The sequence below is a fragment of the Bacillus sp. FSL K6-1106 genome (genome assembly GCF_038005245.1).
Classification (GTDB): domain Bacteria; phylum Bacillota; class Bacilli; order Bacillales; family Bacillaceae; genus Bacillus; species Bacillus altitudinis.
Map to the genome: position 1 here is coordinate 822303 of NZ_JBBOSV010000001.1, position 20262 is coordinate 842564.

At 41.0% G+C, this 20262-nt stretch carries 25 protein-coding genes; 1 reads left to right on the forward strand and 24 read right to left on the reverse strand.

Annotation, left to right across the window (positions count from 1 at the left end; genetic code table 11):
* Nucleotides 1–102: 102 nt before the first annotated feature.
* The 19 genes from aroH to MHI20_RS04270 all read right to left on the reverse strand — a co-directional run bounded on the left by aroH (nucleotide 103) and on the right by MHI20_RS04270 (nucleotide 15669).
* Entirely contained in the window at nucleotides 103–486 is a 384-nt protein-coding gene (gene aroH, locus MHI20_RS04180) for a chorismate mutase (protein ID WP_008344549.1), read from the reverse strand.
* Nucleotides 483–1574, reverse strand: a complete 1092-nt coding sequence (gene aroB / locus MHI20_RS04185; RefSeq protein WP_056704669.1) for a 3-dehydroquinate synthase — start codon at nucleotides 1572–1574, stop codon at nucleotides 483–485. Before aroB ends, aroH begins: the two co-directional genes overlap by 4 nt.
* Nucleotides 1574–2746, reverse strand: coding sequence for a chorismate synthase (gene aroC / locus MHI20_RS04190; RefSeq protein ID WP_008344548.1), 1173 nt, complete (start codon nucleotides 2744–2746; stop codon nucleotides 1574–1576). The genes aroB and aroC overlap by 1 nt, the downstream gene beginning before the upstream one ends.
* A gap of 76 nt (nucleotides 2747–2822) precedes the next feature.
* On the reverse strand, nucleotides 2823–3599 hold the full coding sequence (locus tag MHI20_RS04195; RefSeq protein WP_282900957.1) for a CheR family methyltransferase: 777 nt from the start codon (nucleotides 3597–3599) through the stop codon (nucleotides 2823–2825).
* Between the two features lie 144 nt (nucleotides 3600–3743).
* Nucleotides 3744–4190, reverse strand: a complete 447-nt coding sequence (ndk, locus tag MHI20_RS04200) for a nucleoside-diphosphate kinase (RefSeq protein ID WP_003216015.1) — start codon at nucleotides 4188–4190, stop codon at nucleotides 3744–3746.
* 129 nt (nucleotides 4191–4319) lie between these two features.
* Nucleotides 4320–5282, reverse strand: coding sequence for a heptaprenyl diphosphate synthase component II (hepT, locus tag MHI20_RS04205; protein WP_007500951.1), 963 nt, complete (start codon nucleotides 5280–5282; stop codon nucleotides 4320–4322).
* 24 nt (nucleotides 5283–5306) lie between these two features.
* Entirely contained in the window at nucleotides 5307–6011 is a 705-nt protein-coding gene (locus MHI20_RS04210) for a demethylmenaquinone methyltransferase (protein ID WP_007500957.1), read from the reverse strand.
* Nucleotides 6012–6014: 3 nt separating this feature from the next.
* Nucleotides 6015–6782: a heptaprenyl diphosphate synthase component 1 gene (locus MHI20_RS04215; RefSeq protein WP_024718505.1), complete on the reverse strand. Its 768-nt coding sequence runs from the start codon at nucleotides 6780–6782 to the stop codon at nucleotides 6015–6017.
* A gap of 115 nt (nucleotides 6783–6897) precedes the next feature.
* Nucleotides 6898–7128, reverse strand: a complete 231-nt coding sequence (gene mtrB / locus MHI20_RS04220) for a trp RNA-binding attenuation protein MtrB (protein WP_008344541.1) — start codon at nucleotides 7126–7128, stop codon at nucleotides 6898–6900.
* 23 nt (nucleotides 7129–7151) lie between these two features.
* Nucleotides 7152–7721: a GTP cyclohydrolase I FolE gene (gene folE, locus MHI20_RS04225; protein WP_003215789.1), complete on the reverse strand. Its 570-nt coding sequence runs from the start codon at nucleotides 7719–7721 to the stop codon at nucleotides 7152–7154.
* A 190-nt stretch (nucleotides 7722–7911) separates the two neighbouring features.
* On the reverse strand, nucleotides 7912–8190 hold the full coding sequence (gene hbs, locus MHI20_RS04230) for a non-specific DNA-binding protein Hbs (RefSeq protein ID WP_003215863.1): 279 nt from the start codon (nucleotides 8188–8190) through the stop codon (nucleotides 7912–7914).
* A gap of 374 nt (nucleotides 8191–8564) precedes the next feature.
* Complete coding sequence (gene spoIVA, locus MHI20_RS04235) at nucleotides 8565–10043, reverse strand: stage IV sporulation protein A (RefSeq protein ID WP_008344534.1); 1479 nt, start codon at nucleotides 10041–10043, stop codon at nucleotides 8565–8567.
* Between the two features lie 205 nt (nucleotides 10044–10248).
* Nucleotides 10249–10974 carry a hypothetical protein gene (locus tag MHI20_RS04240; protein WP_007500961.1) on the reverse strand — a complete coding sequence of 242 codons (726 nt, stop codon included), beginning with the start codon at nucleotides 10972–10974 and terminating at the stop codon, nucleotides 10249–10251.
* 18 nt (nucleotides 10975–10992) lie between these two features.
* Complete coding sequence (locus tag MHI20_RS04245) at nucleotides 10993–11196, reverse strand: DUF2768 domain-containing protein (RefSeq protein ID WP_024718503.1); 204 nt, start codon at nucleotides 11194–11196, stop codon at nucleotides 10993–10995.
* A gap of 266 nt (nucleotides 11197–11462) precedes the next feature.
* Nucleotides 11463–12500, reverse strand: a complete 1038-nt coding sequence (locus tag MHI20_RS04250; RefSeq protein WP_268431882.1) for an NAD(P)H-dependent glycerol-3-phosphate dehydrogenase — start codon at nucleotides 12498–12500, stop codon at nucleotides 11463–11465.
* 14 nt (nucleotides 12501–12514) lie between these two features.
* Nucleotides 12515–13825: a ribosome biogenesis GTPase Der gene (gene der, locus MHI20_RS04255; RefSeq protein ID WP_008344528.1), complete on the reverse strand. Its 1311-nt coding sequence runs from the start codon at nucleotides 13823–13825 to the stop codon at nucleotides 12515–12517.
* Between the two features lie 159 nt (nucleotides 13826–13984).
* Nucleotides 13985–14179, reverse strand: a complete 195-nt coding sequence (locus MHI20_RS04260) for a capping complex subunit for YIEGIA (protein ID WP_008344527.1) — start codon at nucleotides 14177–14179, stop codon at nucleotides 13985–13987.
* A gap of 6 nt (nucleotides 14180–14185) precedes the next feature.
* A complete protein-coding gene (locus MHI20_RS04265) occupies nucleotides 14186–15070 on the reverse strand; it encodes a YIEGIA family protein (RefSeq protein ID WP_007500964.1) in 885 nt (294 codons plus the stop codon).
* Nucleotides 15067–15669 carry a YphA family membrane protein gene (locus tag MHI20_RS04270; RefSeq protein ID WP_419145717.1) on the reverse strand — a complete coding sequence of 201 codons (603 nt, stop codon included), beginning with the start codon at nucleotides 15667–15669 and terminating at the stop codon, nucleotides 15067–15069. The genes MHI20_RS04265 and MHI20_RS04270 overlap by 4 nt, the downstream gene beginning before the upstream one ends.
* A gap of 118 nt (nucleotides 15670–15787) precedes the next feature.
* Between MHI20_RS04270 and MHI20_RS04275 the strand changes: the two genes are divergently transcribed.
* Entirely contained in the window at nucleotides 15788–15919 is a 132-nt protein-coding gene (locus MHI20_RS04275) for a YpzI family protein (protein ID WP_008344525.1), read from the forward strand.
* Between the two features lie 175 nt (nucleotides 15920–16094).
* On the opposite strand, the gene fni is transcribed toward MHI20_RS04275, so the two are convergent.
* The 5 genes from fni to MHI20_RS04300 form a co-directional block, all read right to left on the reverse strand.
* Nucleotides 16095–17162, reverse strand: a complete 1068-nt coding sequence (gene fni / locus MHI20_RS04280) for a type 2 isopentenyl-diphosphate Delta-isomerase (RefSeq protein WP_046527082.1) — start codon at nucleotides 17160–17162, stop codon at nucleotides 16095–16097.
* 14 nt (nucleotides 17163–17176) lie between these two features.
* The gene (gene rpsA, locus MHI20_RS04285) at nucleotides 17177–18328 is read right to left on the reverse strand and encodes a 30S ribosomal protein S1 (RefSeq protein WP_008344519.1); all 1152 of its coding nucleotides are present in this window, start codon (nucleotides 18326–18328) and stop codon (nucleotides 17177–17179) included.
* A gap of 223 nt (nucleotides 18329–18551) precedes the next feature.
* Nucleotides 18552–19229 (reverse strand): (d)CMP kinase, encoded by a 678-nt coding sequence (gene cmk, locus MHI20_RS04290; protein WP_017359766.1) that lies wholly within the window; start codon nucleotides 19227–19229, stop codon nucleotides 18552–18554.
* Between the two features lie 71 nt (nucleotides 19230–19300).
* Nucleotides 19301–19483: a YpfB family protein gene (locus MHI20_RS04295; protein WP_008344514.1), complete on the reverse strand. Its 183-nt coding sequence runs from the start codon at nucleotides 19481–19483 to the stop codon at nucleotides 19301–19303.
* Nucleotides 19484–19546: 63 nt separating this feature from the next.
* Nucleotides 19547–20194 (reverse strand): flagellar brake protein, encoded by a 648-nt coding sequence (locus MHI20_RS04300; protein ID WP_007500975.1) that lies wholly within the window; start codon nucleotides 20192–20194, stop codon nucleotides 19547–19549.
* Nucleotides 20195–20262 lie beyond the last annotated feature (68 nt).

Sequence of the window (20262 nt, forward strand, 5' to 3'; positions counted from 1 at the left end):
GCTCAACTCTACTCATCTCAACTACCCTAGTCTCATTCTCATCTTCTCTAAGCTTGCAATGCCGTTCACACCTGTGTGTAAACTTCGGCTGTTCATATCGTATTATAATTCCTTGTTTTTTGTCAACTGTAAATCAGGCCGAAGCGTGACAGCCTCTTCCAAGTATACGTGCTGGATGTCTTCCTGCTTGACATCTGTCTGAACGGTCATTAAAACGCGAATACACTTCTTTAGACCTCCATCAATGTCAAGCTCTTGCATACAAGTGACAGGCACATAGGTCCATCCTTCAAACTGCCTGAGTGCTTTTGCTGGAAAAACAGAGTGAATATCTTGTGTAGCTGAAATCAAGATCTGCACGACACGCTCTGGATCTACTTGATTTTTTGAAATGATCGCTTCTAGCAGCTGCTTCGTTTTGGTTAACACTTCTGTTTCTGTATCTTCTGTCACAGTTGTAGCCCCGCGTATCCCGCGAAACATCATAGACAGCCCTCCTCCCGTTTCCATTCTTCGAGCCAGTGATACAGCTCATCTTTTGTGAAAGATTGCAGGGTGACGTCTCCAACTTGTTTTAGCAAAACAAACTGAACACTCCCGCCTCTTGCCTTCTTATCACCAATCATGCGATCGACAAATGTTTTGGTTGAAATCGTTTGTGTGACTTGTACTGGGAACCCTAGTTCTTTCATCCACAATTTAAGTTTCTCACGATCTAGGCTGAGTCCTTGCTCTTTTTCACTGACATATAAAGCAAACTGCATGCCAATTGCAATGGCATCTCCATGCGTGATCGCACCGTATCCATACTCCGCTTCAATGGCATGCCCTAGTGTATGACCTAAATTCAAGTATGCCCGCACACCTTGTTCTTTTTCATCTTCTTGAACAATGGATGCCTTCACTTGAATCCCTTGATAAAGCATATGTGCCAGTTCATCCTTTGATAATTCTGTCAACGAACGAATGGACATCAGTTCTGATAAAAAGACTTCACTTGAAATCAGTGCATGTTTTATCACTTCTGCAAAGCCTGATCTCAGCTCTATTGGTGAGAGTGTCTCTAGCATACTTGTATCATAAATGACAGCAGCCGGTTGATGAAACGCACCAATTAAATTTTTGCCGAGCGGATGATTGATTCCGGTTTTTCCGCCGACTGCACTATCATGTGCAAGCAGCGTGGTCGGTACTTGAATAAAATCAATGCCTCTCATATAAGTGGCAGCAGCAAAGCCAGCCAAGTCTCCAATCACCCCGCCTCCTAATGCAATGATGCATGAGGAGCGGTCGAGTTGAAATTGGATAGCTTTCGTATGAATCTGCTCAAACTGCGCAAAAGATTTTGATTGTTCTCCGTTTGGCACCACTACTTTTTGTACAGACCATTTCTGTTTAAGTAATTGAACCATTTCATCTCCATAAAGGGCATCGACGGCTGAATCTGTCACGATGAAGAGCTTCGTGTAGGATCGCCCAGTGGAAGTAATCAAGTCTACGATATTTTGTCTAATCCCATCACCGATATATACAGGATAAGTGGCTGAAGACGTCTTCACTTCCAGTGTTTTCATTAAAACTCCCTCTGAAGCTGGCGCATTTTGTCCACATTTTCTTTAATGCGGTCAATTTGATCAAGACCAAACTGCTCAACCACTGCATTGGCGATTTCCCATGCAACGACTGCTTCTGCGACAACACTTGCGGCTGGAACAGCACAGCTGTCAGAACGCTCAATACTTGCAGAGAAAGGTTCTTTTGTCTCAATATCCACGCTTTGCAATGGTTTGTATAAGGTTGGGATTGGTTTCATAACCCCTCTTACGACGATTGGCATGCCAGTTGACATTCCGCCTTCAAGACCACCTAAGCGATTTGTTTTTCTCGTATAGCCTTTTTCTTCATCCCAGATGATTTCATCATGAACTTCACTGCCATTTTTAGAAGCCGCCTCAAAGCCAATACCGAATTCAACTCCTTTAAAAGCGTTGATACTCAGTACTGCGCCTGCAAGCTTGCTATCCAGTTTGCGGTCATAGTGCACATAGCTGCCGACCCCAACTGGCATCCCTTCAACGATGACTTCGACAATACCACCAATTGAATCGCCGTTTTGCTTCGCTTCGTCAATGGCATCCATCATTTTTTGACCAGCTTCACTGTCATAGCAGCGAACAGGTGATTCTTCTGTTACTTTTTGCAAATCTTCAATAGATTCATAAGCGGTATGGGAAGCTTTTACTCCACCAATTTCAAGGACGTGACCAGCCACTTTGATTCCAAGGTGAGCCAAAATTTGTTTCGCTACTGCACCTGCTGCTACACGAACCGTTGTCTCGCGTGCTGATGAGCGCTCTAATACGTTTCTCATATCACGGTGACCATATTTAATCGCACCATTTAAATCCGCATGCCCTGGTCTTGGACGAGAGATTTGACGCTTCATTTCACTCTCTTCTTCTTCAGTAATCGGCTCTGCACCCATGACCTTTGTCCAGTGCTTCCAATCATTATTTTCAACAACAAGTGCAATAGGAGAACCTAATGTTTTCCCGTGGCGGACACCACTTAACACTTTCGCTTGGTCTTTTTCAATCTGCATTCTTCTTCCGCGGCCATGACCTTTTTGTCTTCTAGCCAGTTCATAATTGATGTCATCCTGCTCTATGTAAAGTCCCGCTGGAACTCCTTCAATAATTGTGGTCAGTTGTGGACCATGTGATTCACCTGCTGTTAAGTACCTCATGACTTATTCTCCCTTCATCGCATTAACGCTTTTAAGTAAAACTATGATAACACACTTCCTACTAAAAAGTCAGCTACTACCCCTTCTTTTGATAAAAGAAAGTATCAGCAGAGGTTAATCCAAACTTTTCTGGGTGAAAAATTTGTTCTGTAGAACCAACAAATAATACGCCGTTTTGCTTTAAACTGCTGCTCATTTTTAAGTAAATTTCTTCTTTCGCCTCTTCTGTAAAGTAGATGAGGACATTTCTGCACACGATGAGATCCAGCTGTTTTTCATATGGATCTGCTAAAAGGTTGTGTTTCTTAAATTGAATGTGCTTTCGAATCTCATCCTTCACCGTGTAAAATGAAGAATCTTCTTTGGTGAAATATTTTTGCTTGATTTGATCTGGCACCTCTTGCAAAGATCGTTCATGATATATTCCTTTTTGCGCAGATTGCAGGACTTTATCATCTATATCCGTTGCAATAATTTGGAAGTCCTTCACAAGCGGATGGCTTGATAGCAACATTGAGAGTGTATACGGTTCTTCTCCAGTAGAGCAAGCTGCACTCCATATTTTTAGGGTGCCGCTGTTTTTTGAAAGCAGCGGCAGGATTTTTTGATCAAGTACTTCCCAGCGCTGATAGTTTCGGTAAAATTCTGACACATTGATCGTCATTCGATCCATCGTTTCATCTAATAGCGCTTTGTCCTTTTCAAGAGCAGACGCAAATGCCTCAAAATCTTTATATCCTTTTTTATCATAAAGAGATGTTAATCTTCGTTTCATTTGCGCTTCTTTATATAAATTCAGATCTACCCCAGTTAGTTTTTTCCATTTTCCAACAAATACTTGATACTGATCCATCAATGTCCTCTCCTGTCTCATCTATCTTTGTCCTAGTATAGCTGTTTTTATCATAAATTTGTATCATCTCATGCGAAAATTCGGATAGAAATCTCAATATAAAAAAGCCAAAGTGATCATTTGATGAACACTTTGGCTTGAACATTAATAAATCCAGCTTGAGATCGTTTGATCCCAGTTTGTCAGTTCTTCTTGTTTAAAGAAAAGGTTGATTTCTCTTTCGGCACTTTCTGGTGAGTCTGAGCCATGGATAATGTTTTTGCCAACAGTTAATCCATAGTCGCCTCTTATTGTTCCTGGAAGCGCTTCCTTCGGATTTGTCTTTCCAATTATCTGCCTTGTTACGTCAACGACTTGTTCACCTTGCCATACCATCGCAAATACAGGTCCTGACGTAATAAAGTCAACCAATTCACCGAAAAATGGTTTTTCTTTATGCTCTCCGTAATGTGTTTCTGCTACTTCTTTTGGAATGCTCATGAGCTTTGCTCCAACAAGCTGAAGCCCCTTTTTTTCGAATCTTGACACAATTTCACCGATTAATTGTCTTTCCACACCATCAGGCTTGACCATAAGAAATGTTTTGTCCATATACGTTTTCCACCCCGTCATTATGTATGTATAGGCTTACATTGTTACAAAGTGATCGTATCATTTTTTTTTATAATAATCAATTTTTGACAAAAAATTTCACAAAAAAACCAATCAACGAAACGTTGATCAGAATTTTCGTTTACCTATATATTTTGCAATCGACGCTAATGAAGATTTAGCCCGCCCGCGCGGAAGTTGATCGAGCTGTTCAAATGCTTTTTTCAAATACATTTCACTCACTCGAATGGAACGGTCGATCGCATCTGTTTGTTTGAGATGTTCAATCACAGGTTTCAGCTGCTTTTCCGTCGTTTCACTATTGATCAGCTTCAATTGACCTTCTAACGTCGGGTTCTGAAGCGCGTATAAAACGGGAAGAGTGACATTTCCTTGTAAAAGGTCCCCGCCAACAGGTTTGCCTAATTCTTCTTCAGTTGATGTAAAATCAAGGACATCATCAATGATCTGGTACGACATACCAACATAGTACCCAAACCAGTAAAGGGCTTTATGTGTTTTTTCATCTGTTCCAGCTGCAATCGCACCTAATTGGCAGCTGCCTGCAATAAGCAAGGCTGTTTTTCGTTTAATTCTTCTTAAATATGTACGAAGGTTTTGGTCCATGTTGTATTTATCTTTGACTTGTTCTATTTCCCCAAGACAGAGCTCGACGACCATTTTTGACAAAATTTCATGTGCCATTGGGTGATTGATTTTCGTCATGTACTCGAGTGACCTTGCAAATAAGTAATCCCCCGTGTACATCGCAATTCTGTTGTCCCATTTTGCTTTAATCGTCGGTTTTCCTCTTCTTAGTTCTGCATCATCAATGACATCGTCATGGACAAGTGATGCCATATGAATTAATTCAAGCGCTACGGCTACATATTTAATTTTATTAATATCATAGTCACCAAACATGCCTGAAAGGAGAACAAAAACGGGGCGGATTCGTTTTCCGCCCGCTTGCAGCAAATGAAGACCGGCTTCACTTAATAATGCATAATCAGAGCGAACGGTTTGTTCAAGCTCTTTTTCAATTATATCGATATCATGATTTAGAAAAGAAATCATTGCTTTTAGTTTCATTATTTTCACCCAAATATCGTTTATTCAAAGCTTCTTTCCGATATGTGTTGCTGCTACACCGCCTGTAAATGGATGATACGAGACATCAGACAGACCGGCCTCTTCAAAAAGAGACGCCAGTTCTTTCATGCCAGGGAACGTTTTGGCTGATTCTTGAAGCCATGAATACTCCTGATAGCTTTTGGCAAACAGCTTGCCAAAGAGCGGCATGATGTATTTGAAATAGACATAATATCCTTGTTTAAACCCAATCATCTCAGGCTGTGATGTTTCAAGGCAGACAACCATTCCACCGGGTTTTACCACTCGTGTCATTTCCTTTAGCACTGTTAAGTAATCAGGGACATTTCGAAGGCCAAAACCGATTGTGACATAATCAAATGAGTTGTCCTCAAAAGGAAGCTCCATTGCATTGCCGTGGAGCAGCTCAATTTGATTGTAGCCGCCTGTTTTCACCTTCGTTTCGCCAACACTCAGCATATTTTTACTGAAGTCAAGGCCTTTGACCTCGCCTGTTTCTCCAACAGCGTCTGCAAGCGCAATCGTCCAATCGGCAGTTCCGCAGCATACATCTAGTGCTTTGGCTCCTTTTTGAACATTCATGAGCTTCATTGTTTTATCGCGCCATTTTTTATGCTGTTTAAAGCTAATGACAGAGTTCATTTGGTCATAGTTTTTATAAATTTTTTCAAATACACCGTGTACTCGCTGTTCTTTTGATTGCTGCATGACTTACCCTTCTTCCACTTTCTGATGGTACGCAGGTTCATTTTTCATATGATCCAAGCGATTTAATAGCTCTTTTTGAACGATCGGAGATGAAACTAGATGCTCCTTGATTGATCGTTTGGCCTTTTCATAGCCTTCACTTTCAAAGTTGTCAAAACATGTATAGGCGTCCGTATAGCTATCGTTCAAAAAAAGTTTTAAATGTTTGTCGTCTTCTGCTTGTTTCATAAAACGTTTATAAACAAGGAAGCGACTTGCAATTTCATTCCAATGCGTCAATTGAAAGTGCTCAGAAATTCTTTGGAATAGCGCAGATTCTACTGTAGCAACACTTTTATAAAAGTGGGCTGCATCTTGAATGGATCGATCATATAGTCTAATTTTATGTTCATTAATCTCTTTGATCGCCGTGGCGAGAGTACGGATCATGTAAATATCTTTCATGTCAGAGAGAAGAGAGTAATAGAGACCGCTGAAATAGTCTCCTGCTAGGATGGTCAACTGACGATTTTTGAACTCGTCTTGTTTGATGGCTGCAGCAGTTGTGACTTCGTCATGGGTATCAAGGGCAATTTGCACAAGCATCGCCGTTAAAATATAATTTTCTTTTTTCTCAGCATCGATTTGAGCTTCATCAAACATTGCATGAAAAAGAAGGAGCTTATCTTCATCGATGAGCGGCGCACGCAAATGCTTCGCCAAATAAGGATGAGAAAGCTTTTTGTTTAATTTTATATTCAGATTAGATAAAATTCCGTAGATGTCTTGCAAAGATATCACCCTTGTCCCAAAAATTACAGTTTCATATGTAGCTCTCTACATTGTATAGAGATTTATTATACCATATCAGGCCTGACTTTCATGCTATCAAGTGCATAGTCGTGCGTTATTTCTTTGCTTCGCTTTGAATTTCACCGAAGCTTGTTTGAATGACAGCATCGCCCCGCACTTTGATGGCTGATGTGTGCTCAGTAAATTGTGCGATAATGACTTCACCTTTATCGAGCTTTTCGGAATGGTGAAATCTTGTATCGGAACCTCTAGTTAAGCCGATCACATTGACACCATTATCAATGGCTTTAATCACCACAAAATCAGATGCTTTATTTTCACTCAATCTGTTCACCTTCCATCTATGGATTAGTCGTTTTTAATAAATGAAAGCACTTCTGCTCTTGCTGCCGCATCATTTGCAAATGTACCACGTACGGCTGAAGTGACTGTTTTAGCGCCGGGCTTCTTCACTCCGCGCATCGTCATACACATATGCTCTGCTTCAACGACAATCATCACACCATGTGGATTTAAAGTTTCCACCATACTATCTGCAATCGTTGATGTAATGCGCTCCTGAAGCTGCGGGCGCTTTGCCACGGCTTCTACTGCTCTCGCCAGCTTGCTAAGTCCCGTTACTTTTCCGCCGCGCGGAATATAAGCGACATGGGCTTTGCCATAGAATGGCACAAGATGGTGTTCACACATTGAATGAAAAGCAATATCTTTCACAAGAACAAGTTCTTCATGATCTTCACCAAAAATGGTTTTAAAATGTTCTTTTGGATCTTCATTTAATCCCGAGAACACTTCTTCATACATTTTTGCTACTCGTTTTGGGGTATCAAGAAGTCCCTCACGATCTGGATCTTCTCCGATTGCTTTTAATATATCGCGTACCGCGTGTTCGATTAATTCTTTATTTATTTCACTCATGTATTATATCCTCCAAAGGCGATTACATTTCATTCAGATTCTAGCACACTTCAGATCCTAAAAGCAAAGGAGAGCGTTCTAAACAAACCATTTGATTCAAAAGGAAAAGCCCCTTATCAAAGGGGCTTTTCTAGACCAGTGTGAAACTGTATATGTATAACTCCTTCAATAGGATCATTACACATAACGATTATTTACCTGCCACCGCGTCTTTAAGTGCTTTACCTGGTTTGAAAGCAGGTACTTTGCTTGCAGGGATTTCGATCTCTGCACCAGTTTGTGGGTTACGTCCTTTACGAGCTGAACGCTCACGTACTTCAAAGTTACCAAAACCAATAAGTTGGATTTTGTCACCATTTTTAAGTGCATCTAAAATTGTATCAAAAACAGAATCAACTGCTTTTGTCGCGTCTTTTTTAGATAACTCGCTTGCTTCAGCAACCGCGTTAATAAGTTCTGTCTTGTTCATGCCTTTCACCTCCTCCCAAAAATATGCATTCAATAGATTGTTATCATTTCTTCACAATTCATCTTCTTTCTATACACTTTTTTTGAAAAAAAGAGCGTCTAGAAAGCGTCATACATGGCTTTTCATTAGAAAACTTCTCTTTGAAGGAATGTTTGTCCAACAAAGTGAAGATTTTCTGTAAGTAGATTAACACATATGAAATACCATATCAAGCATTTTAAAGGGAAGAATCCTTATTCGTCAAGGATTAAGGGCACTTTTGCGAACGAATATTCCTAATTTCAGCCTGAATCTGACTAATCTTTATACAATTGTCTTTTTATGACTTCACCTGCACGCAAAAAAAGACCCCCATCAATGAGAGGTCTCACATCCTATAGAATAATCGCGATCAGACCGCCTGATCCTTCGTTAATAATTCGTTCAAGCGTTTCCTTTAGTTTATACCTTGCATTTTCCGGCATTAGCGAAAGTTTTGCTTGAATGCCTTCTCTGACAAGCGAGCTGAGTGAGCGTCCAAATATATCGGAATTCCAGATAGAAAGCGGATCATCTTCAAAGTCTTGCATTAAGTATCGGACGAGCTCTTCACTTTGTTTTTCTGTTCCGATAATCGGTGCAAACTCACTTTCTACATCTACCTTAATCATATGAATAGATGGCGCGACTGCTTTTAATCTGACGCCGAATCTTGATCCTTGCCTAATGATTTCCGGCTCATCTAAACTCATATCCGACAAAGCTGGTGCCGCAATTCCATAACCAGTCTGCTTCACCATTTTTAAAGCGTCAGACACTTGATCATACTCCGTTTTCGCATGTGCAAAATCTTGCATGAGCTCAAGAAGGTGATCTTTGCCCCTAATTTCCACACCAACCACTTCTTTTAGGATATGATCATATAGATCATCCGGCGCATACAGATCAATTTCTGCGATCCCTTGACCCATTTCAATGCCTGCTAAGCCCGCTCTTTCGATAAAATCGAATTCACTGAACTGACCTACCACTCGGTCAACATCTCTTAATCTCTTAATATCCTTGACGGTTTCTTTCACTGAATCCTGATAACTCTCTCTTAGCCAATGATCTTCTTTTAGTACCATGACCCAGCTTGGCAGGTTCACATTCACCTCAAGCACTGGGAATTCATATAATGCTTCACGAAGTACACTGAGGACGTCTTGTTCTCTCATACTTTCGACACTCATCGCGAGTACAGGAATATCATATTTTTGACTAAGTTCCTGCCGCAGTGCTTCTGTTTCAGGGTGATAAGGTCTCACAGAGTTGATCACCATAATAAACGGCTTTCCAACTTCTTTGAGTTCATCAATGACACGTTCTTCTGATTCAATATAGTCATGTCTTGGGATTTCCCCAATGGATCCATCTGTTGTAATCACAACACCAATGGTTGAATGCTCTTGAATGACCTTGCGTGTACCAATTTCCGCTGCTTCATGAAACGGGATTGGCTCTTCATACCACGGCGTATTAATCATTCTCGGACCATTTTCATCTTCATACCCGCGTGCACCAGGCACGGTGTAGCCTACACAATCGACAAGCCTAATGTTGACATCCAGGCCGTCACTCACGTGAATGGATGCCGCTTGATTTGGCACAAATTTTGGCTCTGTGGTCATAATCGTTTTTCCTGCTGCGCTTTGCGGCAATTCATCCTGTGCTCTTGCACGGTCTGCCTCATTATTGATATTCGGGAGCACCACGAGCTCCATAAACTTTTTAATAAACGTAGATTTCCCTGTACGAACAGCTCCAACGACTCCTAAATATATATCGCCTCCTGTTCGTTCAGCGATATCCTTGAAAATATCGACTTTTTCCAAGTGATCCCCTCCCGGACTTGCTATCCTCGTTTTCAAATAAAATACTCTATACTTCAATCAAACGGTGCTTGAAAGGTGTCAGGACAATATATGTGTATGACGTTGTCCTATTTGAATATGACACCTTTTTTGTTTTGAGAGTATGTTTAGCCATAAAAAAACCTTTCTCCTCATTTATATGCAGAGGAGAAAGGTTCATTCTTGTTTATGACGTCTTTTTTTCTAAAAAAGCCGGCTCACCTTTTTTGTTGATCGTATATGGAACAGAAAACGCTGGTACAAACGGGGTTTCCTGCCAATAGACATCTTGAATATTTTCACCTGGTTTCAGCTTTTGTTTCGTATTTTTCAAAATCTGGGCAAAATCACTGCGATAGTCAACATAGATTTCGCCATTTGAGGAAATCAGTAATGGAAGTGATTCACCCGTGACAGGGCTCGTCACTGTAGGCGGTGCTTTTAACCCTAGTTTTTTTTCATTTAACGTATATAAATCTTTGGATACTACTTTGCCATATGGCGGATATGTATGTTCATCTTGATATATTTTGATCCTTAGACGTAATTCACTGATCGTTTGTGTCATTTTGACATCAAGCAGTTTCACCGTTGGATTTTGTTCGACGTCTGTGAGGACATAGATATATTCGCCCCCGCCTTCAAAAGATGTCGACGGTACATCATGTAAATATCTTGGTGACAGACGCTTAAAGTCAATGACATACTTCTGATAAATCGGTGTGTCGCCTTCTTTTGTTTCAATCGGTAAAAGGCCATTTGTCGCTTTTTGAAAATCTTCAATCGCTGTCTGCACACTTTGCAGCTGCTCTTTATATGGCACGCGGTTTTCAGCTTTGCGATTCTCTGGATAGAGGCACCCCGTAAGTAAAATAAGTGTTAACAGCATGACACTGATTTTTGCTTTGATCATCACATTCTTCCTTTTTTTTTATTCATTGACCGGCCCGCTAACTACAACTAAAAACACAATAATACCTGATATGAGCATTAAGCTGTACGCGACAGTTGAGGCTGTTATTTTCAGAAATCGGCTCTTCAACTTAAACCTACTCAAATAAATGGTTACAACGGCTAAAAACATGAGCCCCATTGAACCAAGCGCAAACCACATCTTGATTAAAGCAAAACTCATCGTGCCTGTCCCCCTTTAATATAAACGAATTGTAAGCGTTTATATTTCATTCTAAACCAAAATTAAGTAAAATATCAATCATTTTTCCAATCATTCAGAAAAAAGTGAATAAAAAAACTGAAGCAAAGAGGGGGACTCTGCTTCAGTCATTAGGTCGACTATTTTTCCTCATTCTGTAGAGGCAAAGCTCTATTCAAACTTCATTGTTATGTTATGCAAGTCTTCCCCTTCTTGCATCCTCTACACGCCTAAGTTCAGTCTTCCAATTACTTTGTTTGGTTTTCGAACATGTTCACAAGGTCTTCCATCTCATGTGTTTTCACACGTGCCATTAAGGATTCTACAGCATCGTCAACCTTTTTCCCTTCAAATAGGACGCCGTAAAGAGCCTCTGTAATCGGCATGCTGACCTTGTATTCTTTGGAGAGCTGATAAGCGCCTTTTGTTGTGCGGACGCCTTCGACAACCATCCCCATTTTTTCAAGCACTTCTTCGAGCTTATATCCTTTACCGAGTAAATTCCCGCAGCGCCAGTTACGCGAATGAACACTTGTACATGTGACAATCAAATCTCCAACACCTGTTAATCCGGCGAACGTAAGAGGGTTTCCTCCCATTTTTGTGCCGAGGCGGGCGATTTCAGCAAGCCCCCTTGTGATGAGCGCTGCTTTCGCATTATCGCCATATCCGAGTCCATCTGTGATCCCTGCCGCAAGAGCGATGATGTTTTTCAGCGCCCCACCAATTTCCACCCCAATCACATCAGGGTTGGTGTACACTCTAAAATTATTGTTCATGAACAAGTCTTGAACAAATTGAGCCGCTTCAATATGTTCTGACGAGACAGTCACAGTTGTCGGATGACGCAAGCCAACTTCTTCAGCGTGACTTGGTCCTGACAGGACAACCACTGCTTCCCTTTTCGCTTCTGGGACTTCTTGTTCAATCATTTGAGAAATTCTAAGAAGCGTATCTGGTTCAATTCCTTTACTGACATGAACAAATGGCACCTTTGACGTAATGAACTCATTTGCCTGTTTCAATACTTCTCGAATAGCCTTTGTTGGCACAGCGACAATAATCGCATCTGTCTCTTCTAGTGCCTGTTTCATATCTGTTGTCGCTTGAATAGACGCTGGCAATGCAACATTAGGCAAGTAATCATGATTTTCATGTTTCTCGTTGATTTGATCAATTAATTCTTGTCTATGTCCCCACATGTGTACATCATGATGATTATCAGCTAATACAAGCGCAAGAGCTGTTCCCCAGCTCCCTGCTCCAAGTACTGAAATTTTCTTCATCCTGCTCACCCTTTTTATTTTCTCGCTCTCGCAAATATTTTAATTGGTGTTCCTTCAAAACCAAATGCATCTCGAATTCGGTTTTCTAGGAAACGCTCATAAGAAAAGTGCATAAGTTCTGGATCATTTACAAACACAACAAAGGACGGCGGTTTGATCGCCACTTGTGTTGCATAGTAAATTTTCAGACGCTGTCCGTTATGGGTCGGCGTTGGGTTCATTGCTACGGCATCCATGATAATATCATTTAGAATGTTAGTTTGAACGCGCATCGCATGATTTTCACTAGCGGTAATGATTGTTGGCATTAACGTGTGAATTCTCTTTTTCGTAAGAGCAGACATGAATAAGACAGGTGCATAATCAAGGAATTGAAAATGCTCGCGAATGTTTTGCTCAAATTCCTTCATTGTACGCTCGTCTTTTTCAACAGCATCCCACTTGTTCACAATGATCACAACGGCTTTACCCGCTTCGTGTGCGTAGCCGGCGATACGTTTATCCTGTTCAATAATGCCTTCTTCACCATCAAGAACAACAGCGACAACATCCGATCGATCAATGGCTTTCAACGCACGGAGTACACTGTATTTCTCTGTTGTTTCATATACTTTCCCTTTTTTTCTCATACCGGCTGTGTCGACAATGACAAAGTCACGTTGGTTGTACGTAAACATTGTATCTACAGCGTCTCTTGTTGTACCAGCAATGTTGCTGACAATGACACGTTCTTCACCGAGCATCGCATTCACCAAAGAGGATTTCCCTACATTTGGGCGGCCGATTAAGCAGAACTGGACCACTTCTTCATCATACTGTGTATCTGGTAAGTTTTTGAAATGCTCTGCGACAGCATCAAGCAGATCACCTAGACCGAGTCCGTGTGTTCCAGAAATCGGATACGGTTCGCCAAATCCAAGTGCATAAAAGTCATACACGTCGCTTCTCATTTCAGGGTTGTCCAATTTATTGACAGCAAGTACGACAGGTTTTTTCGTGCGATATAAAATTTTTGCGACTTCTTCATCCGCAGATGTGACGCCATCTCTTCCATTGACCATAAAGATAATAACATCCGCTTCATCCATTGCGATTTCAGCCTGATGCCGAATTTGCGCCAAAAACGGCTCATCTCCAATATCAATTCCACCAGTATCTATTAAATTAAAGTCATAATTTAACCATTCAGCAGAGCTATAGATTCGATCTCTTGTTACACCAGGTGTGTCTTCTACAATCGATATTCTTTCGCCTGCGATTCGATTAAAAATTGTAGATTTTCCAACGTTGGGCCTTCCAACAATGGCTACGACAGGTTTACCCATAGTACCCTTCCTTTCAATCCAGCCGCGATTCAATATGTTCATCATCATGTTTCAACCGGGATTTATAATTTTCATTCAGTTTTATGAAATAAACCCTTCAAACATGAAGGGTTCAACTTATATATTATATCAATTTTTAATCAGACCACAATGAATAACTTAAAAATGTTTGACGATCAAGTAAAGATCTTCTCCAATGCCGTGTGCAATTCCATCTAAAATGGCCTCTAAATTCATGGCATACATGTCGAGCTCTTCTTTATTTTCACAGAAAAAAACGGCTGTTCCGCCAATGACCCGCTCTTTATTTGTTGTCGCCACAGCCAATATAAATTGTTCAATGGTGTTCGCCATGCCCTATTACCTCACTTTCTTTTTAATGAAATCTGTCGGCATTCTAATGGCATTTTCTAAAATAGGCACCTCTTCTAATACACGGACAGCCAAATCTTCACGCTGCCATTGCGGTAAAATGAATACGCCAAGTGTGCCATTATTCAGATCACGTTTTGCGAGCGGACAAAGCGATGGTTCACCAGAATCTCGGTATACACCAAGCACGTTGGATAAATCAAATAAGATAGCTTGCCGCTGCCCAAGGTTTGCGATGGTTGTGGCCGAGTTAAAATTCTTCGGAGTCAAAATGAACCCCATTCCATGCTCTAAAATCAATTTTTGCTTTTCAGGCAGCCCGATATTCATAATGTAAATATCATTTACGTAAAGTCCTGCGCCGTCAAAACGAAGTTCCCCTTTTTGAATATTCACGATATCCTTTAATTGGCTCCCTGACATTAATAGTTTTGCCATGAAAAAACAAAGAATACCGACCACTGTCCCAACGACGAGCGAAAAGAAAATACAGGCGGTCGTTGTAATAAGGGCAGTAAGAATGGCAATATAATTTCTACTTTCAAAGGCGATCGCAATGCCTTCGATATATGTACTGCCTCGTGAGACAAGCTCATACGAATCCATTTGGGTCAATGTATTTCTTTCCATATTACGCACATCACGAAATTGCGTGGCTGCAAGCGTCAGAAAGGTAATTGCAGTGAATTCTTCCTGGATCAGCGCAGGCATAATAATAGCACCAAGCCCTGATGCGATAAAACCTAGCGCAATGTGAATCACTTGTCCATGAATATATGTGGGATATTGCCGATAATCAGTTCTTAGCATATAAAGCCTAGCCGCCATCCCAAAGATGACACCAATAATTACAGGAAACGTGTAATCCGTCATGTTGATTTTGCAGCCCCTTTTACTGGTTTTCTAGATGAACGGGTGTTCAAGAGTTTTTCAAGCTGACCTACACCTAATAGAAAGACAGCTCCTTGAACAGCCATGGAAAGAAACGAGAGATCTCCTATGACAATGGAAGAAGTGAGGCGATGAATCGTAAGCGCATAAAGGGCTTCCCCCAGACATATAGCCATCATCCATAAAGTGATCCGTTCCGTTAACTGATGCCCATATGTTAAACACATCAAGATCAGCAAGGCAAATACAACCCAGTCCACCTTTATTATCGTGAACCAAACTGGATCATATAATGCAAAAATCATAAAAAAGGCATACGCACTGACCATGGAACCTAATTGCATGATTCGCATGATTCGATGAGCAGGCCTAAAGATCACGAATGACATGCAAGCATATAAAAAGGTCATCAAAAATCCTGCATTGATCCTAATGTCTAAAATAGAAACCATGACATGACTGCATATAATATGAATGAGAACACATACGCCCAGTACATTGCGCCACGTGCTTTTCTCCATGATAAATGTCACCATAATCCAAACGAACCATATTGACCAATAATAGTACAATGCCTCCAACCCTCATCACCTCAATTACATTATGGGAAAATCTCCAGTTTTTAAACGTATGAGAAGGTGCGGGATTTGCATGAAATAAACAAGAGGTGACACCCTAATAGTTGAGGAGGGATGTATGATGGGTAAGGATAGACAGGAAAAACGCCTAAAGGCGTCAAGAAGAGTTGAATCTGATCGCGATCAATCCATTCATCACAAAGGGGCAACAACTTTAGAAGGCCCGGAAGACGCTCGCAAAAGAAATCAATAAAAAAAGACATGTGATTACCACATGTCTCAGCGTGCAGACAAACCCTCGCATTCAGTGTCAGTCCTGCGCATTGGTGCTCACGAATGTCAAATTCGCTCCGCAAAAAGCAGCTGTCTTTCATAGACAAAAAAAGTTTTCTTTCACACTGAAAAGAAGACAAAGGGCTACATTTCATTTAGTCCTTTGTCTTCTTATTTCTTAAACTATAGTACGTAGTATCCACGCCTCTTTCTTTTAGCCAATGACTTGTTTCCCCTGTAAGCACAATCGGAGCTTGCCTTAGCTCCTCCATTGTTTTCATGCCAAGTACTGTCATCAACATCTTCACATCATCTTGTAGATCAATGATATCAGAGATGAGGCCCTTTTCTCCTCCACTCGTCAGGGATTTTAAGAAAAAGCCGGCTAATCCAACGGCAGACGCACCAAGAGCAATTGATTTTGTCACATCAAGAGCATCTTGAATGCCTCCAGAAGCTAGGACGGTTTGATCTGGAAAGGCTGTATGTACTTCAGCCAGACTCGCTGCAGTTGGAATTCCCCACTGGTCAAAATAGCGAAGTGCTTTTTGACGGCGCAGGTTCTCGATTTTAGAAAAATTCGTTCCCCCAAATCCACCTACATCAACAGCAGCAACTCCAGCATCAAATAATTTCTTTGCTGTTTCCTTACTCATCCCAAATCCAACTTCTTTGACGACAACAGGCACCTCAATTGATTCAGCAATGGCTGAGATCCGCTCAACAGCACCTCTGAAATCACGATCTCCTTCAGGCATGACAATCTCTTGAATCACGTTTAAGTGAATTTGGAGCATGTTTGCCCCCAGCATGTCAACGGCATCCCGTGCTTGCTGAATTGTCGCCTCACTGCCCAAATTGGCAAAAACGAGTCCATCTGGATTCACCTTTCGAACCACTTCATACGTACGTCGTTCGTCTGCATCTTTCAGTGCAGCCATTTGTGATCCGACTGCTACTGGAATATTGGTTTCCTTCGCTGCGATAGATAAAGAGCGATTAATCTCATAGGTCGATTCTCCGCCTCCACCAGTCATTGCATTGATAAAAATTGGCGAACCGAAAGTCAGTCCGCCAATTGTCGTATGTGTATCAATTTGTGATGTCGCAAGATCTGGTAAACTGGCGTGAACGAAGGAAACATCTTGTAAACCTGTTGCTGCATGCTGGCCAGTCGACAAAGCATGCTCAATATGCTGTTTCTTTCTTTCTGCTCGCGTCAATTTTGATCACCAAATTATTTTAGTTTATTGAGTTTATCACCAATCAGGTCACCAAGCTGGAATCCGCTTGTATTTTCTTCTTTCGCCTGATATTGACGGTAATCCTCTTCGATTTGTTTTTCAGGATTCTCTTCTAATTCACGAATGCTAAGTGAAATGCGCTCTTCATCTTCATTGACATCAAGCACTTTCACTTTCACAGTCTGCCCTTCTTCAAGGACTTCTTGAGGAGTACCGATATGTTTGTGTGAAATTTGGGAAATATGCACAAGTCCTTCTACACCTGGCAGAATTTCAACAAATGCTCCAAAGCTCACAAGGCGTTGAACGGTTCCTTCAAGAACATCACCTTGTTTTACCTTTTCACCAATTTGGCTCCAAGGTCCTGGTAATGTTTCTTTAATAGATAGTGAGATACGTTCGTTATCGCGGTCAACAGCAAGAACTTTGACTTTCACTTCCTGTCCTTCTTCAACAACGTCAGATGGCTTTTCGACATGCGCATGGGATAGTTGAGAAATGTGAACTAATCCATCAATGCCGCCAATGTCAACAAATGCACCAAAGTCAGTCAGGCGCTGCACTTTTCCATCAATCACACTGCCTACTGCAAGCTTTTGCAGGAAGTCTTGCTTCTTGTCTAATTGTTCTTGCTCAACGACTGCACGATGCGATAGAATCACGCGGTTTTTTTCGCGGTCAAGCTCTACCACAACAAGCGAGAGTGTTTTTCCTTTGTAGTCAGTGAAGTCTTCTACATAGTGTGCCTCAACAAGAGACGCAGGAATAAATCCGCGAACACCAATGTCGACCACTAGACCACCTTTGACAACGTCTTTTACTTCTGCTTCAAATACTTCTTTTGTTTCAAACTTTTTCTCTAGGTCTTCCCAAGCGCGGTCTGCATCAACAGCACGTTTCGATAAAATCAAAGCATCGTCTTCGACCTTTGTTACTTTAAGCTCTAACTCGTCGCCATCTTTCACGACATCTGATGCTTTTTCAACGTGAAGACTTGATAATTCACTGATTGGGATGATCCCAGGTTGTTTCACATTGACGATATCTACATTGACATGCTTGTCCTCAACTTTAGAAACAATCCCTTTCACTACATCTCCAACCTCTGGTACCTGAACATCGATTTGATTCATTTCCTCTGTCATTTCGATAACCTCCTTGGTCCAAACCTACACAGCTTAGTTAAAACGACTGGGTGAATATGTGTCCTTAGCATGATGATTGCCAGCCGAATATGTATTATAGAAACATTCAAATCAACAGAATTGCTTGAATGATCAATAAAAATAGTATTAGTATAAACTTCTAATAAAAGACCTTGTTTGTCAAGAGATAAACCTCTAACTTATAAAAGTTTTCTAAAATTTCTTACTGTTTTTCTACACGCTCTGCTGCATCTAAAATTTTACCTGCAACCTCTTGAATAGAAAGGGAAGTCGTGTCAATTTCAATGGCATCATCTGCTTTCTTCAGCGGTGATACCTCCCGCTCAGAATCAAGCTTGTCACGTCTTGCAATCTCTTCAATCAGCTGATCGTAATTGACATCATAGCCTTTTTTCTGATTTTCTTCAAAACGACGTTTTGCTCTTTCCTCTACTGACGCAAGCAAGAAAATTTTCACTTCTGCATCTGGAAGAACATGCGTGCCAATGTCTCTTCCATCCATGACGACACCGCCTCGGTTCCCCAGCTCTTGCTGCCTGCGGACCATTTCTTCCCTAACAGCTCGATGCTTTGCAACAACAGAGACTTGATTGCTTACGCGGTCTGTTCTGATGTCTTCTGTGACATCGATCGTGTCTAAATGTACTTTTTGACCTTCGTCAGTTGACACAAGTTCAATGACTGTGTTTTTCAATAACGCATCAAGTGCCTGTTCGTCTTCAAGGTCTACGCCTTGATTGAGTGCTGCAAGTGTAATTGCGCGGTACATCGCACCTGTATCGATATAAATATATGATTTTTTCGCTGCGACAATTTTTGCCACAGTGCTTTTTCCTGCTGCAGCAGGACCGTCAATTGCGATAGATAATTTCTTTTTCATAATACCTCTCCTTGATTGAATCTCCCTTATGAATTGTAACACGATCACCGCTCAAACGGGGGAATTTTCTATCAATCCTTTTGCTTAAATGTCTCAATCCAATCTTCAATGCTCATGTTATTCACACCCTCGTATTGTACGACTTTTGACAAAAATAGTTCTCCTTTCGTCAAGTGAAGGGTGACCTGAACCGCCAAAAGCAGAATGAGCTGAATGAGCACTGCTTTGAATAGCCATCTTTCCATTGTTTTCATACAAAAAGCCTCCAACGCTAGATTCTTTCTCTCTAGTATGGAAGCTTTTAACAACCTTTATTCTTATACTTTTTTTACACGTGTTAGAAGCTGCTGCTGGAAGCAATACTTCATGATGTGTTGCTGGTGGTCGTTTGTGATTTCAGTAAATTCCATAATCGCTCTTGTTTTCCCCGTCTGTTCATCTTGATAAACACGATTCATTTCTGCAATCGCTTTAATTTTCACTGGTTCTTTAAGTGAAAGTTCAAACTCTGTGACGACCTCGCCATATTCTTTTAGTGAGACACCTTCTGGAACAGCAATTGCTACACCGCCAGCACTCATATTGACAATAAATGTGTCGAAGGTTTCTTCACCATTTTGAGTAATGGACGCTTTCACCATCGTATCCACTCGAAGATATTCTCTTCGCTGAAGCCGAATCATTTCTTCTTTTGGCGGAATCGAAACGACAATCATCGGGATATCTTCTTTTCTTTTCCCAATGACTTTGCTTGTACATTTGTATGGAATTTGATTTTCATCGAAAAAGAAGACGGTGATTTCTGTTTCTTGATTTAAATAGATCGTGCGCCCCGTTTCTTTATCAGCTGGATAATTAATGCAAATATCATCGTTATTATTTTCCAAAACTTTCGATTTTGCGGTTTTCACTTCTTTGTTCTCATTGACATACTCAATTGTGATTGCATCCCCTATTTGTAACATTCCTCATCACTCTTTTCATCTGTGAAATCGTATCCTCTCTTATATTAAACCATGTATAAAACAAAAGG